The sequence below is a fragment of the Shinella sp. Sh6 genome (assembly GCF_055392685.1).
In genome coordinates, this window is sequence record NZ_AP044005.1 from 733,390 (window position 1) to 747,541 (window position 14,152).

Sequence of the window (14,152 nt, forward strand, 5' to 3'; positions counted from 1 at the left end):
AAGCAACGGAAATCGTTGCGGAAAGCCAGGGCCGATCAACCGGCCGGGCAGGCCGGATATCGCTTTTCCGGTTTTTGTACCTTCAGTCCCGGAAATGCGAAAACGCCCGGAGCCCGCAAGGCTCCGGGCGTTTCGGTTTCGGGGGCTTGCTCAAAGCGCGATGCCATGGGCGGCAAGGTCGCTCTTCAGCTTTTCCGGATCGGTGAACTGCACCGCGTTCCAGCCGGCCATCCGCGCGCCTTCGACATTGGCGGCGGAATCGTCGATGAAGAGCGTGTGGGCCGGCGTCAGGCCGAAATCGTTGGCATGCTTCTCGTAGATTGCTAGGTCCGGCTTGAGAAGGCAGACCTCGCCGGACACCGTCACGCCGCGCGGCATGTCGAGGAAGGGGTAGAGCTTCCTCGCCTCCTTGAACGTATCGGCCGCGAAATTGGTGAGCATGGTCACGTCGTGGCCCTGCTGGATCAGCGTCTCCATGATCGCCACGCTCTCCACATAGGCGTGCGAGACCATCTCGTGCCAGTATTTGCGGAAGGCGCGGATATGCTCCGTGCGGTCGGGATGCGCCTCGATCAAGAGCGCCTCGGCCTCTTCCCACTTGCGCCCGCGGTCCTGCTCCAGGTTCCAGTCATGCGTGCAGACATTGGCGAAGAACCAGTTGCGCTCCGCATCGTCCGGGATGAGGCGGCTGAAGGGGATATGCGGATCGTAGTGGATCAGCACCCTGCCGATGTCGAAAACGATGTGTCGGATGTCGATGCTGCTCATGCTTTCCTCGCCTTTTCGAATGCGTCGGGTATTGCCTGTCTTATGGCCTTCTTCATGACGGTCGGCAGCGCCTCGCCGTCGAGCGTCTCCTTCGGCTGCCACCAGCCGCCGTCCGTGGCCGCATTCCGCAATACCTTGGAACGGTAGACCGCAAGGCGCAACTCGAAATGCGTGAAGACATGGATAACGGTGCCGCAGGCCTGCCAGTCGGCGGCAAAGGGCGCGGCGGCGGGGCCGCTCTCGCCGTCGGTGCGCGCCGTCCAGGCGCTGCCCGGCACCTCCGTCATGCCGCCGAGAAGCCCGCTTTCCCCCCGCTTGCGCAGGAACACGGCGCCCGTCTCGTCCTCGGCCACGAAGGCCGCGCCGAGCCGCACCGGCTTTTCCTTCTTCGCCGCCTTGCGCGGGTAGAGCTCGGGATCCTCCCGGCCGAGCACGCGGCAGGCGGCATTGAGCGGACAGAGCGCGCAGGCCGGCCGGCGCGGCGTGCAGATCGTCGCGCCGAGGTCCATCATGGCTTGCGCAAAATCGCCCGGCCGGTCCTCCGGCGTCATGGCGGCGACGAGCGCGCGCATGTCCGGCTTTGCCGCCGGCAGGGGCGTCTCGACGGCGTGGAGGCGCGAGATGACCCGCTCGACATTGCCGTCGAGCACGGCGCTCTTGCGGTTGAAGGCGATGGCGGCGATGGCCGCGGCCGTATAGTCGCCGATGCCGGGCAGGGCCTTCAGCCCCTCCTCGGTGTCGGGAAAGACGCCGCCGTGCCCGAAGGCGACGGCCTCGGCGCATTTTTTCAGGTTGCGGGCGCGCGCATAATAGCCGAGCCCCGCCCAGGACTTCATGACGTCCTCGGTATCGGCCTTCGCAAGGTCCGTCACGGTCGGCCAGCGCGAGGTGAAGAGCGCGAAATAGGATTTGACCGCCTGCACGGTCGTCTGTTGCAGCATGACTTCGGAAAGCCAGACCCGGTAGGGATCGGCCCGTTCGCCGCGCGCGGCCATCGGCGGGCTCACCCGCCAGGGCAGGTCGCGATGGTGCCGGTCGTACCAGGCGAGAACGAGGTCGGCGGACGCCGTGGTCCGGTGGGGCTTGGTCATGTCTTGCCTGAACGGGAAACGGCTGCACACTTCGCTGGAATGCTCTATAACTGGCCGAGCGCGCCGCGATCTTCAAGGTCGAGCACGGCGAATGCAGGAATATTTTCCCGAACGGGAGCAGGATTGTGAATAGGAAGGCGCCCCGGCGCGGCATCGTCCAGATCAGCGAAGTGGCGAACGGCCTCATCGACCCCGTTCTGGCGCGCCGCGCCGGCATCAACACGATGCTGCTCGGCTCGTGGGACGAGATCGCCGGCATGGACTTTGCCGAATGCACCCGGCCGGAGCGCATCACCTGGCCGCGCCGCGCCTCCGAAATGGCGGGCGAGGGGGAGAAGTACCAGCCGGGCGTGCTGACGATCGCCTGCGAGGGCGCGCGCGCGCTCTTCCTCAGCCACCAGCAGGGCGAGATCGTCCAGCGCATCAACGGCTTCTTCGGCTTCCCGGCCATCAACCAGGTGAAGATCGTGCAGAAGCCGGTGACGCCGCAGGCGCGCCATCGCCCGAAACCGCGCCCGCTCACCGGCGAGGCCGCCCGCCATCTCGACGGGCTCGTCGAGGGCATCGAGGGCGATGCGCTGAAGGCGGCCCTGACGCGGCTCGGCACGGCGGTGCTCGGCCGGCGCCGCTAAAACGGTCACAATTCTTTGAAGTTACTCGCAGCGACGCCGCTTGTTCCCGCCCGAAAGCAGGTATAACGGGGATCGCGACAGAATTCCCATCCCTTCCGACAGGAGAGACCATGTCCCTTTCCGAAATGAGCCTGATGAAGCGCCTCTTCTCCGGCGTCGCCGTCGCGGCGCTCGCCGTGACGCTGGCTGCATGCAGCGACGAGAAGAAGGAGACCGCCAAGGCTCCCGAGACCAGCCAGACGACGACCGGCGAAAGCGCAAGCTCGACGCCGGCGACCTCTTCGGGCACCGCCACCTCCAGCGAGACGACCGCCGCCACGCCGTCCGCCGCCGCCGAGGTGCCCGCCGCCGAGGGCGACGTCGACATGGCCGAGGTGCTCAAGCCCGGCGCGCTGCCGGACATGGCGCTCGGCGAGGCGAATGCGCCGGTCACCATCGTCGAATACATGTCGACGACCTGCCCGCACTGCGCGGCCTTCCACAACAACACCTTCGACGCCATCAAGGCGAAGTATGTGGATAGCGGCAAGGTGCGCTTCATCGTGCGCGAATTTCCCTTCGATCCGCGTGCTGCCGCCGCCTTCATGCTGGCGCGCTGCAACCCGCAGGACCCCTCCAAGCTCACGGAAGCTGCGCAGTATTTCCCGATGCTCTCCATGCTGATGAAGCAGCAGGAGACCTGGGCCGCCGCCCAGGACGGCCGCGAGGCGCTGATGCAGATGTCGAAGCTTGCCGGTTTTACCGAGGAAACTTTCAAGGCCTGCTTGACGAACCAGAAACTTCTGGATGATGTGAACGCGGTCCGCGAACGCGGCGCCAAGGAATTCGGTGTCGCGGCGACCCCGACCTTCCTCATCAACGGCCAGCGCTACTCGGGAGACATGTCGGTTGACACCATGTCGGCCCTCATCGACAGCAAGCTCTGATCCTTCGACCGGATTTTCGGCGGGCGACGGCGGAAGCCGTGCGCCCGCTTTTTATTGGGTGGTGGCGCTGCCCCTCATCCCCCTGCCGGGACCTTCTCCCCGCAAGCGGGGAGAAGGAGGAAAACGGCGCGCCCATCGTTCCTCTCCCCGCTTGCGGAGAGAGGATGCCGGCAGGCAGGTGAGGGGCATGCTTCACCACGGCGAGCGAGGGTACCCCGCCCCCAAGGCTGCCGCATGAAATTCACCAAGCTCCGCCTCCTCGGCTTCAAGTCCTTCGTCGAGCCCACCGAATTCGTCATCGAGCGGGGCCTGACCGGTGTCGTCGGGCCGAACGGCTGCGGCAAGTCGAACCTCGTCGAGGCGCTGCGCTGGGTGATGGGGGAGAACTCCTACAAGAACATGCGCGCGTCCGGCATGGACGACGTCATCTTCTCCGGCTCCGGCAACCGCCCGGCGAGGAACACCGCCGAGGTCGGCCTCTACCTCGACAATTCCGACCGCACCGCGCCCGCCGCCTTCAACGATGCCGACGAGATCCAGGTGACGCGCCGCATCGAGCGCGAGAACGGCTCGATCTACCGCATCAACGGCAAGGAGGCGCGCGCCAAGGACGTGCAGCTCCTCTTCGCCGACGCCTCGACCGGCGCGCGCTCGCCATCGATGGTCGGGCAGGGGCGTATCGGCGAGCTCATCCAGGCAAAGCCGCAGGCCCGCCGCCAGCTTCTGGAAGAGGCGGCCGGCATTTCCGGCCTTCATTCCCGCCGCCACGAGGCGGAACTGCGCCTGCGCGCGGCCGAAACCAATCTCGAACGGCTCGACGACGTCACCTCGCAGCTCGAAAGCCAGATCGAGAGCCTGAAGCGCCAGTCGCGGCAGGCGAACCGCTTCAAGGCGCTCTCCGCCGATATCCGCCGCCACGAGGCGATGCTGCTGCATATCCGCTGGGTGCAGGCGAAGGAGGCGGAAGGCGAGGCGGAAAGCCAGCTCAACCAGGCGACCTCGCTCGTCGCCGAGCGGGCGAACGCCCAGATGCAGGCCGCGAAGGACCAGGCCGTCGCCAGCCTCAAGCTGCCGGAGCTGCGCGAGAACGAAGCCAAGCTCGCCGCCGTCCTCCAGCGCCTCCAGATCGCTCGCGCGCAGCTCGAAGAGGATTCCGCCCGGCTCTTGCGCCGCCGCGACGAGCTCGCCCGCCGCATGGCCCAGCTTGCCGAGGACATTTCCCGCGAGGAGCGCATGGTGGCCGACAACGCCGCCGTGCTGGAGCGGCTGACGGCGGAGGAGGAGGAGATCGGCGAGATCCTTGCCGAGGCCGACGAGCGCGCAGAGGGCGCGCGCGCGACGATGGACGAGGCCGCCGCAAAACTTTCCGAAAGCGAAGGCGCGCTTGCCGCCGTCACTGCCGAGCGCGCCGAGGCGCAGGCCGTCCGCAACCAGCTCGAAAAGGCGATCCGCGACCTTGCCGAACGGCACCTGCGCCTCGGCCAGCAGCGCGACGCGCAGGCCCGCGAACTGGAGGAGATGGACGCCCGCATCGCCGCGCTGCCGGACCCGGAGGAACGCCGCGCCGCCGTGCAATCCGCCGAGGAGGCGCTGGAGGCGGCCGGCGAGATGCTCGTCGCCGTCGAGGAGGCGCTGGAGGAAGCCCGCTTCAACGAATCCACCCTGCGCGGCCCGGTCGATACCGCCCGCGCGCGCCTTGCCGGCATCGAGACGGAAGCGCGCACCATCCGCCGGATGCTGGAGGCCGGCAGCGCCGGCGGCGCCTTCGCGCCGGTGGTCGAGGAGGTGGAGGTCGACCGCGGCTATGAGACCGCGCTTGGCGCGGCGCTCGGCGACGATCTCGATTCGCCGGCCGACCCGGCCGCGCCCGTTCATTGGCGCCTTGCTGGCGACAGCGCGGACGATGCGGCCCTGCCGCCCGGCATTCCGGCGTTGATCACCCATGTCCGTGCGCCGAAAGTGTTGCATCGCCGGCTCGCCCAGATCGGCATCGCCGGGAGCGCCGAGGCGGCGCTATCGCTTCTGCCGGCGCTGAAGCCCGGCCAGCGGCTCGTCACGCGCGAAGGCGCCGTCTTCCGCTGGGACGGCCACGTCACCGGCGCCGATGCGCCGAGCGCCGCTGCGCTCCGGCTTGAACAGAAGAACCGCCTCGCCGAGCTCGAAACCGAACTGGAGGGGGCCCGCTCTGCGCTCGCGGAAGCGGAGGCCGACCTTGCCCGCGCCGGCGAGACGATCCGCGCCGAGACGCAGCGCCAGCAGGCCGCGCGCGAAGCGCAGCGGAATGCGGCCCGCACGCTTGCCGAAGCCCGCGAGGCACTGGAAGCTGCCGAGCGTGCCGCCGGCGATCTCATCCGCCGCCGCGCCGTGCTTTCCGAGACGCGCGCGCAGATCGAGGCGCAGGTGGAGGAGGCGGCAGAATCGCTGGAGGATGCCCGCGCCGCGCTGGAAGACGCGCCGGACCTCGCCGATCTCGACCTGCGCCTTCGCACGCACACGATGGAGGTCGCGACCGACCGCGCGACCCTCGCCGAGGCCCGCGCTGCCCATGACGGCCTAGCCCGCGAGATGGCCGAGCGCCGCCGCCGGCTGATGGCGATTTCCGCCGAGCGCGAGACGTGGAAGAGCCGCGCCGCCAATGCCGAGAGCCATATCGCGACGCTCCGCGAGCGCGAGGCCGAAGCCGGCGAGGAGATGGAAGAGCTTGCCGAGGCGCCGGACGAGATCGAGGAGAAGCGCCGTGAGCTCCTGACCGGCCTTTCCAATGCCGAGGCCGCGCGCCGCGAGGCCGCCGATGCGCTCCAGGAGGCGGAGAACCGCCAGCGCGAGGCCGACCGCAGCGCCGCCACCGCGCTTTCGCAGCTTGCCGAATCCCGTGAGACGCGCGGGCGCGCCGAAGAGCGCCTCGTCTCCGCCCGCGAACGCCGCGTCGAGGGCGAGGCGCGCATCCGCGAGGCGCTGTCCTGCGCCCCGCACGAGGCGTTGCGGCTGACGGGCCATCCCGTCGATGCGCCGCTGCCCGATCCACGCGAGCGCGAACGCGAGCTCGACCGGCTGAAGATCGAGCGCGAGCGCCTCGGCGCGGTGAACCTGCGCGCGGAGGAGGAGCAGAAGGAGCTCACCGAAAAGCTCGACGCCCTCGTCGCCGAGCGCGAGGATATCATCGAGGCGATCCGCAAGCTGCGCTCGGCGATCCAGAGCCTCAACCGCGAGGGCCGCGAGCGGCTGCTGGCCGCCTTCGACGTCGTCAACGTGCAGTTCCAGCGGCTTTTCACCCACCTCTTCGGCGGCGGCACGGCGGAGCTGCAACTGATCGAGAGCGACGACCCGCTCGATGCCGGCCTCGAAATCCTCGCCCGCCCGCCCGGCAAGAAGCCGCAGACCATGACGCTGCTTTCGGGCGGCGAGCAGGCGCTGACGGCCATGGCCCTCATCTTCGCCGTCTTCCTCACCAACCCGGCGCCGATCTGCGTTTTGGACGAAGTGGACGCACCGCTCGACGACCACAATGTCGAGCGCTACTGCAACCTGATGGACGAGATGGCGGCTTCCACCGAGACCCGCTTCGTCATCATCACCCACAACCCCATCACCATGGCCCGCATGAACCGCCTCTTCGGCGTCACCATGGCCGAGCAGGGCGTCTCCCAGCTCGTCTCCGTCGACCTGCAGGCGGCGGAGCAGCTACGCGAGGCGTCGTAGCGATCGCCAACCGGTTGTGATAGACTTGCCGGCAATCGGAGACGATGAATGAAACTCTCTATCGCCAAGGAACTCGAAGACTATATCGCGCAGGAGGTCGGCAGCGGCCGCTTTGCCGATGCCAGCGCCGTGGTCAACGACGCCCTTCGCCTGCATGAAACCTACCTTGCCGCCACGCGCGAGGATATCCGCGCAGGGCTGGAGGATTTGGCAAGGGGGCGGCACCGGCCGGTAACGGCGGAGGAATTCCTGGCAAAAGCCCGCGCTACGGCATCCTGATGGCACGAGCCTTCCGCTTCACCGAGAAGGCGGAGAAGGACGTCGATGCCATTCTTTCCTATACGCTGACGACCTGGGGAGAGGCGCAGGCGCAAGCCTACATTCTCGGCCTCTACGACCTTCTCGATCTCGTTTCGGAAAATCCGGCGGCCGGCCGCCTGCGCCCCGAACTTGCGCCGGGGCTGCGCAGCTTTCCTTATCGGAAGCACCTCGTCTTCTATGTGTCCCTTGAAGGAGAGGTCGTGGTTGTCCGGGTACTCGGAGCGCGGCAGGAGATCGAATCCGGCCGCTTCAAGCGGTGAAATCGGAACAAAACGCGCCCTTGCGCATTGAGGAGCGCCTGCCCTGCCGCGGGCGCTTGTGCAATCGGGGATGAAACGTGAGCAGAAACGCACTTTACATGATCATCGGCGCCCTCATCGTCGTGGTGGCCGGGTTTTCCTACTATGCCTACCAGCAGGAGAAGAAGCCGGACGGCGTCGAGATCCGGTTGGACAAGCAGGGGCTTTCCGTTCAGGAGAACTGAGCCGCCGGGCTCGAACGCAAGCCGTGTTCCCGGCCGGGAGCGCGGCTTTTCCCTGTGCAGCTTCCATGATGTTGCGTTGCCGTCGTAATTTTGCCGCAACGCAACAAAATCCTGTCGCCCTCGCGTTTTCAAAGAACCGGAGTTCCTGTAGATTGCAGGGGCGCATTTGGGGAGGCGTCGATGGACAAGTGGGTCTACACCTTTGGGGACGGCCGTGCGGAGGGGGGCGCGGGCGATCGCAACCTTCTCGGCGGCAAGGGCGCGAACCTTGCCGAGATGTGCAATCTCGGCCTGCCGGTGCCGCCCGGGCTCACCATCGCCACCTCCGCCTGCACCTATTACTATGAGAACGGCCGCACGCTGCCGCCGGGCCTGAAGGACGAGGTCCGCGCCGGGCTCCGCCGCATGGAGGCCATCACCGGCCGTACCTTCGGCGATACGGCAAAGCCGCTGCTCCTCTCCGTCCGCTCCGGCGCGCGCGCCTCCATGCCCGGCATGATGGACACGGTGCTGAACCTCGGCCTCAACGACCGGACGGTCGAAGCCCTCGGCCACGATGCGGGCGATGCGCGCTTTGCCTGGGACAGCTACCGCCGCTTCATCCAGATGTACGGCGACGTCGTCATGGGCCTCGACCACGAGGTCTTCGAGGAGATCCTGGAGGACGAGAAGGGCCGGCTCGGTCACGAGCAGGACACCGAGCTCTCCGCCGTCGAATGGCAGCACGTCATCGCCCGCTACAAGGAGGTGATCCGCGAGGAACTGGACGAGGAGTTCCCGCAGGATCCGGAAGTCCAGCTCTGGGGCGCCATCGGCGCCGTCTTCGCAAGCTGGATGAACGCCCGCGCCGTCACCTACCGCACGCTGCACAATATCCCCGCGATCTGGGGCACGGCGGTCAACGTGCAGGCCATGGTCTTCGGCAATCTCGGCAATTCGTCCGCCACGGGCGTCGCCTTCACGCGCAACCCTTCCACCGGCGAGAACAAGCTCTACGGCGAATTCCTCGTCAACGCGCAGGGCGAGGATGTCGTCGCCGGCATCCGCACGCCGCAGAACATCACGGAGGAGGCGCGCATCGCCTCGGGCTCCGACCGGCCGTCGCTGGAAAAGCTGATGCCGGAGGCCTTCGCCGCCTTCCGCGAGATCTGCGACCGGCTGGAGCGGCACTACCGCGACATGCAGGACCTCGAATTCACCATCGAGCGCGGCAAGCTCTGGATGCTGCAGACCCGCTCGGGCAAGCGCACGGCCAAGGCCGCGCTGAAGATCGCCGTCGACATGGCGACCGAAGGCCTCATCAGCGAGGGCGAGGCCGTGGCGCGCATCGATCCCGCCTCGCTCGACCAGCTCCTCCACCCGACCATCGACCCGCAGGCCCGCCGCGACGTCATCGGCTCGGGCCTGCCGGCCTCGCCGGGGGCGGCCACGGGCGAGATCGTCTTCACCTCGGAGGACGCCGTCCATGCCGAGGAGGAGGGCCGCAAGGTCATCCTCGTGCGCATCGAGACGAGCCCCGAGGACATCCACGGCATGCACGCCGCCGAAGGCATCCTGACGACCCGCGGCGGCATGACGAGCCATGCGGCCGTCGTCGCGCGCGGCATGGGCACGCCTTGCGTTTCCGGTGCCGGCACGCTGCGCGTCGACCTGCGCAACGAATTGCTGATCGCCCATGGCGTGACGCTGAGGAAGGGCGACGTCATCACCATCGACGGCTCGTCCGGCCAGGTGCTGAAGGGCAGGATCCCCATGCTCCAGCCGGAGCTTTCCGGCGATTTTGGCCGCATCATGGAATGGGCCGACCGCACGCGCCGCATGAAGGTGCGCACCAATGCCGAGACGCCGGCGGATGCCCGTGCGGCCCGCTCCTTCGGCGCGGAGGGCATCGGCCTTTGCCGCACCGAGCACATGTTCTTCGAGGGCAGCCGCATCAATGTGATGCGCGAGATGATCCTTGCCGAGGACGAGGCCGGCCGTAGAGCTGCGCTGGCAAAGCTGCTTCCCATGCAGCGCTCGGATTTCGCCGAGCTCTTCGAGATCATGCACGGCCTGCCGGTGACGATCCGCCTGCTCGACCCGCCGCTGCACGAGTTCCTGCCCAAGAGCGACGAGGAGATCGCCGAGGTGGCGGGCGCGCTTGCCATCGACGAGGCGGTGCTGCGTCGCCGGGTCGAGACGCTGCACGAGTTCAACCCCATGCTCGGCCATCGCGGCTGCCGGCTTGCCATCTCCTATCCGGAGATCGCGGAAATGCAGGCGCGCGCCATCTTCGAGGCGGCGGCGGACGCGGCAAGGAAGACCGGCGCGGCCGTCGTGCCGGAGGTCATGGTGCCGCTCGTCGGCCTCAAGGAGGAACTGGACTACGTCAAGGCGCGCATCGAGGGCGTCGCAAAAGCGGTGATCGCCGAAAGCGGCATTCCCATCGACTATCTCGTCGGCACGATGATCGAGCTGCCGCGCGCGGCCCTTCGTGCCCATGTCATCGCTGAATCGGCCGAATTCTTCTCCTTCGGCACCAACGACCTGACGCAGACGACCTTCGGCATCTCGCGCGACGACGCCTCCGCGTTCCTGTCGACCTACATCCAGAAGGGCATCGTCGAGCGCGACCCGTTCGTGCAGCTCGATTTCGACGGGGTGGGGGAGCTCATCCGCATCGCCGCCGAGCGCGGCCGGCGCACGCGCGGCGACCTGAAGCTCGGCATCTGCGGCGAGCACGGCGGCGACCCGGCCTCCATCCATTTCTGCGAGGATGCCGGGCTCGACTATGTCTCCTGCTCGCCCTTCCGCGTGCCGATCGCAAGGCTTGCGGCAGCGCAGGCCGCCTTCAACGGCGGCAAGGCGTAAAGCGCCGCCTCAGTGGCGGTGGTGATGCCGGTGCTCGCGCACCACGACGACCGGCGGCATGAAGAGCGCATCGCGGCTCGCCTCGCGCAGGCTCATGCGGCGGTCGATGTCGATGCGCTGCAGGCATTCGGCGAAGGCATCGGTGCGCGGGCGGAACCCGTAGGAGATACAGCGGTTCTCGTCCGCCGCGCGCATCTCCTCCGCCGTCTGGCAGCCGGCGAGGAGAAGAAGGGTGGCGGCAAGGGCGGCCGCTCTGGCAATGGGCTTGGACATGGAAGCTCCCGGCGATGCGTTATACCCGGCAGATAGGCCTGCCGGGGCACCTCGGCAAGGCCTCAGATGCGCTGGAGGACGTCGACGAAGGCCTCGGCGAAGCGCTTGAGGTCGGCGGTCCTCTCGTCGGGGTTCTCCACCCTTATCGCCGCGCCTTCCGCATCGAGCAGGGCGAAGACCACCTTCAGCGCGCCGTCCTCGCCTTTCGGCACGCGGAGCGCCGCGATACGCTGGCAATCTTCTGCAAGGCCGGAAGCCGGCAGCTCGAAGAGGAAATCGCCGCCAAGCCGGTCGGCCGACGCGCGCACGGCCGTGGCGAAGGCCTCCGCGCCGCCGGCAAAGCCGTCGAGCGAGAGTTCGAGTTCCAGAAGTTCGAGGGGAAGGGAAGGCTCGCCCGTGGGCGTGGCAAGAGGGGTGTCGGCGGAAGCCTGCGTCGGCAACATCGTCTTCTCCTGTTCTCCCCCGTACCTCGCAAAATTCGTTAACGAGCGTGGCGAATTTACGGCACGCCGCGAAAGCCGTTTCCCGCGAGCAGAGGGGCGCATGTGAAGGCCCTCTCTGCCTGCCGACATCTCCCCCACAAGGGGGGAGAACGCCAGACGACTGCTTTTCCCTTCAATTTTCACGCGGAGAGTGCCGCGCAGTAAGTCCCTCCCCCTTGTGGGGAGGGGTTGGGGAGGGGCCTTCAAGCCATGGCGATTGCCGGCAGGCAGAGGGGGTCTTCTTGCCGATGGAAAAAACCGTCGCCCTGCGCTAGGAAACGATGGCGGCAGCGGCGCCGCGCGCATCCGGTGAGGCCATGGCGATCACGATCCAGTACGAACGGCCCGTTTCCCATGCGGCCCATTGGGCGCGCCGCCTGGCGCTCCTGTCCTGCCTGCTCTTTCTCGCCGTCGTGCTCTCCCACCGCTTCGGCCCGCTGACGACGCCGCATTTCCTCGTGCTTGCCGGCTTTGCCGCGGCCATGGCCGCGCTCGCCGTGCTGCTTGCCGTCATCGGCCTTGCGCGCCTCTGGCAGGTCGGCGCGCGCGGCGGCAAGGCCTCGTTCATGGCGCTGCTCCTCTCGCTGCTGCCGCTCGGCACGGCGGGGGCGGCCGCCTATTCCTATCTCTACAAGCCCGCGCTCTACGACGTGACGACGGATACGGCCGCCCCGCCGCCCTGGCTTGCCGAGCCGCATGCCGCGCAGGATTTCCTGTCGCGCGCCGGCACGGTGACGGCGGAGGACAGGGCAAAGCAGATGGAGGCCTATCCGGGCCTTTCCGGCCGGCGCTACGAAGGTGCGCTCGACCGCGTCTACCAGGGCGTGCGCAATGTCGCGACCGCCTACGGCATCCAGATCGTCGCCGAGGACGGGCTCGACAACATCCTCGCCGATCTCGAGGACCTCGTCATCGATCCGAACAAGGCGGCCAAGGGCGTCGACGCGCTCGGCGACGTGCCGATCCCCGAGGCGCGTCCGCTGGAAACGCCGCTGGTGCCGCATGTCGGCGGGTCGGGGGATGTGCTGCTGCAGGGCGAATGGCGCTCGCCCGTCTTCGGCTTCCGCTTCGACGTGGTCATTCGCCTGCGCGAAGAGGCGGAAACGACACTGGTCGACATGCGCGCCGCCTCGCGCTACGGGCCGCACGATCTCGGCATGGGCGCCGATCTCGTGGAAGGCTACCTGAAGGCGCTCGACGCCGAACTGCTCGGCATCGCCGGCGACTGATCGCCCGGCATTGCCGGCAAGAGATCACCGGCATGCCGGCGAGGGATCACCCGGCATTGCCGGCGCGGGATCAAAGCCCCGGAGCGGGGAAATAAAGCCCGTTCAGCGAAGGCGGTCCTTCCGTCACCACCTCGCCGCGCCCGACGAGGTCCTCCAGATGCGCCAGCACCGAAAGCGCCGCCGCTCCATGCAGGCGCGGGTCGGTGTCGCGGTAGATCGCCTTGACCATGTCGGCGATCAGTCGGTCGCCGGCGCGGATGCGCTCGCGGACCGCCCGCTCGCGCATGCGCCGGTGGGTGCGCAGCCCCCGCAGGAACGAGGCGGGCTCCGTCACCGGCCCGCCATGGCCGGGAAGGTAGATGCGGTCCTCGCGCGCCAGCAGCGTTTCCAGCGAGGCCATGTAGTCCGCCATGGCCCCGTCCGGCGGGGCGACGATGGTCGTCGCCCAGGCCATGACATGGTCCGCGGAAAAGAGGATGCCTTCCGGCCCGTCGAGCGCGAAGGCGGCATGGTTGGCGGTGTGGCCGGGCGTCAGCAGCGCCGTCAGCGCCCAGCCGTCGCCCTCCACCCTGTCGCCGTGGGAAAGCGCGATGTCCGGCACGAAATCCGTGTCGGCGCTCTCGGCGAAGGGATTGGCCTCGCCGGCATGGAGCGGGCGCGCCGCCCGGTGAGGGCCCTCGGCGACGACGACCGCCCCGGTCTCGGCCTTCAGCCGGCGGGCAAGCGGGGAATGGTCGCGGTGCGTATGGCTGACGGCGATGTGCGTCACCTCGCGCCCGGCAAGCGCGGCCATCAGCGCCCGGAAATGCGCCTCGTCCTGCGGCCCCGGATCGATCACCGCCACCGAGCGGTCGCCGACGATATAGCTGTTCGTGCCGTGAAAGGTGAAGGGGCCGGGATTGTTGACGGTGATGCGCTGCACCCGCGGCGCCACCGGCACGGCTTCGCCATGGGCCGGGCGGAAGGCGAGGTCGAAATGCGGGCTTTCCTCTTTGTCGTCGCTCACGGGCAGGGTCACTTGTACTCGATCTCGATGAAGCTCATGGGCGCCTCGCCGCCATTGACGACATTGTGCGCCACGCCCGCCTCGCGCCGGTAGACGGCGCCCGCCACGGTGAACACGCGCCGCTCGCCCGTCTCCTCCTCGATGAGGAAGTGGCAATCGGTCATCGGCACCACGACATAGCCGAGCCCGTGCACATGATGGCCCGTATCGGCCCCCGGCTCGAAATCCCAGCGCGTGACGCGCACCATGGCGTCGTCGAGGAGCAGGGTGGGTACGGCCGGCGGCCGGGCGCGGAACTGGGACATGGCGGTTCCTCGAAGCGGGCTGCCCGGGAAGGCGGGCATCGGCCAAACCCTATCTTCCCGCCGCCCGCCTGCCAAGGCGGACCTGA

At 68.1% G+C, this 14,152-nt stretch carries 14 protein-coding genes; 8 read left to right on the top strand and 6 right to left on the bottom strand.

The genetic code is table 11. The annotated features are described in order from the left end of the window. Nucleotides 1-150: 150 nt before the first annotated feature. Nucleotides 151-768, bottom strand: a complete 618-nt coding sequence (locus ACZ5TO_RS03505; protein ID WP_184147134.1) for an HAD family hydrolase — start codon at nucleotides 766-768, stop codon at nucleotides 151-153. Further along, the gene (gene mutY, locus ACZ5TO_RS03510) at nucleotides 765-1,859 is read right to left on the bottom strand and encodes an A/G-specific adenine glycosylase (protein ID WP_464799553.1); all 1,095 of its coding nucleotides are present in this window, start codon (nucleotides 1,857-1,859) and stop codon (nucleotides 765-767) included. The genes ACZ5TO_RS03505 and mutY overlap by 4 nt, the downstream gene beginning before the upstream one ends. Nucleotides 1,860-1,984: 125 nt before the next feature. On the opposite strand from mutY, the gene ACZ5TO_RS03515 reads away from it, so the two are divergent. From ACZ5TO_RS03515 to ppdK, 7 genes are all read left to right on the top strand, one after another. Beyond that, on the top strand, nucleotides 1,985-2,491 hold the full coding sequence (locus ACZ5TO_RS03515; protein ID WP_184147130.1) for a DciA family protein: 507 nt from the start codon (nucleotides 1,985-1,987) through the stop codon (nucleotides 2,489-2,491). Nucleotides 2,492-2,601: 110 nt separating this feature from the next. Then, a complete protein-coding gene (locus tag ACZ5TO_RS03520) occupies nucleotides 2,602-3,417 on the top strand; it encodes a DsbA family protein (protein ID WP_464799554.1) in 816 nt (271 codons plus the stop codon). A gap of 234 nt (nucleotides 3,418-3,651) precedes the next feature. Then, nucleotides 3,652-7,116 carry a chromosome segregation SMC family protein gene (locus tag ACZ5TO_RS03525; protein ID WP_464799555.1) on the top strand — a complete coding sequence of 1,155 codons (3,465 nt, stop codon included), beginning with the start codon at nucleotides 3,652-3,654 and terminating at the stop codon, nucleotides 7,114-7,116. Nucleotides 7,117-7,164: 48 nt separating this feature from the next. Continuing rightward, nucleotides 7,165-7,395: a ribbon-helix-helix domain-containing protein gene (locus ACZ5TO_RS03530; protein ID WP_464799556.1), complete on the top strand. Its 231-nt coding sequence runs from the start codon at nucleotides 7,165-7,167 to the stop codon at nucleotides 7,393-7,395. After that, complete coding sequence (locus ACZ5TO_RS03535; protein ID WP_464799557.1) at nucleotides 7,395-7,697, top strand: type II toxin-antitoxin system RelE/ParE family toxin; 303 nt, start codon at nucleotides 7,395-7,397, stop codon at nucleotides 7,695-7,697. The genes ACZ5TO_RS03530 and ACZ5TO_RS03535 overlap by 1 nt, the downstream gene beginning before the upstream one ends. A 77-nt stretch (nucleotides 7,698-7,774) precedes the next feature. Then, complete coding sequence (locus ACZ5TO_RS03540; protein WP_184147120.1) at nucleotides 7,775-7,921, top strand: hypothetical protein; 147 nt, start codon at nucleotides 7,775-7,777, stop codon at nucleotides 7,919-7,921. 180 nt (nucleotides 7,922-8,101) lie between these two features. After that, nucleotides 8,102-10,771 carry a pyruvate, phosphate dikinase gene (gene ppdK, locus ACZ5TO_RS03545; RefSeq protein ID WP_464799558.1) on the top strand — a complete coding sequence of 890 codons (2,670 nt, stop codon included), beginning with the start codon at nucleotides 8,102-8,104 and terminating at the stop codon, nucleotides 10,769-10,771. A 9-nt stretch (nucleotides 10,772-10,780) separates the two neighbouring features. On the opposite strand, the gene ACZ5TO_RS03550 is transcribed toward ppdK, so the two are convergent. Both ACZ5TO_RS03550 and ACZ5TO_RS03555 read right to left on the bottom strand, forming a co-directional pair. Next, entirely contained in the window at nucleotides 10,781-11,044 is a 264-nt protein-coding gene (locus ACZ5TO_RS03550; protein WP_464799559.1) for a hypothetical protein, read from the bottom strand. Between the two features lie 62 nt (nucleotides 11,045-11,106). Then, nucleotides 11,107-11,487: a hypothetical protein gene (locus ACZ5TO_RS03555; RefSeq protein ID WP_184147116.1), complete on the bottom strand. Its 381-nt coding sequence runs from the start codon at nucleotides 11,485-11,487 to the stop codon at nucleotides 11,107-11,109. A gap of 362 nt (nucleotides 11,488-11,849) precedes the next feature. On the opposite strand from ACZ5TO_RS03555, the gene ACZ5TO_RS03560 reads away from it, so the two are divergent. Next, a complete protein-coding gene (locus ACZ5TO_RS03560) occupies nucleotides 11,850-12,755 on the top strand; it encodes a DUF1499 domain-containing protein (protein ID WP_464800326.1) in 906 nt (301 codons plus the stop codon). Between the two features lie 70 nt (nucleotides 12,756-12,825). On the opposite strand, the gene ACZ5TO_RS03565 is transcribed toward ACZ5TO_RS03560, so the two are convergent. Beyond that, entirely contained in the window at nucleotides 12,826-13,761 is a 936-nt protein-coding gene (locus tag ACZ5TO_RS03565; protein ID WP_464799560.1) for an MBL fold metallo-hydrolase, read from the bottom strand. 8 nt (nucleotides 13,762-13,769) lie between these two features. Next, entirely contained in the window at nucleotides 13,770-14,066 is a 297-nt protein-coding gene (locus ACZ5TO_RS03570; protein WP_464799561.1) for a cupin domain-containing protein, read from the bottom strand. Between the last annotated feature and the right edge of the window lie 86 nt (nucleotides 14,067-14,152).

Excerpts from the sequence above, each read along its gene's own strand:
- ACZ5TO_RS03505 (WP_184147134.1), bottom strand. The coding sequence starts at position 768 with ATGAGCAGCATCGACATCCGACACATCGTTTTCGACATCGGCAGGGTG.
- mutY (WP_464799553.1), bottom strand. The coding sequence starts at position 1,859 with ATGACCAAGCCCCACCGGACCACGGCGTCCGCCGACCTCGTTCTCGCC.
- ACZ5TO_RS03520 (WP_464799554.1), top strand. The coding sequence starts at position 2,602 with ATGTCCCTTTCCGAAATGAGCCTGATGAAGCGCCTCTTCTCCGGCGTC.
- ACZ5TO_RS03525 (WP_464799555.1), top strand. The coding sequence starts at position 3,652 with ATGAAATTCACCAAGCTCCGCCTCCTCGGCTTCAAGTCCTTCGTCGAG.
- ACZ5TO_RS03530 (WP_464799556.1), top strand. The coding sequence starts at position 7,165 with ATGAAACTCTCTATCGCCAAGGAACTCGAAGACTATATCGCGCAGGAG.
- ACZ5TO_RS03535 (WP_464799557.1), top strand. The coding sequence starts at position 7,395 with ATGGCACGAGCCTTCCGCTTCACCGAGAAGGCGGAGAAGGACGTCGAT.
- ppdK (WP_464799558.1), top strand. The coding sequence starts at position 8,102 with ATGGACAAGTGGGTCTACACCTTTGGGGACGGCCGTGCGGAGGGGGGC.
- ACZ5TO_RS03550 (WP_464799559.1), bottom strand. The coding sequence starts at position 11,044 with ATGTCCAAGCCCATTGCCAGAGCGGCCGCCCTTGCCGCCACCCTTCTT.
- ACZ5TO_RS03555 (WP_184147116.1), bottom strand. The coding sequence starts at position 11,487 with ATGTTGCCGACGCAGGCTTCCGCCGACACCCCTCTTGCCACGCCCACG.
- ACZ5TO_RS03570 (WP_464799561.1), bottom strand. The coding sequence starts at position 14,066 with ATGTCCCAGTTCCGCGCCCGGCCGCCGGCCGTACCCACCCTGCTCCTC.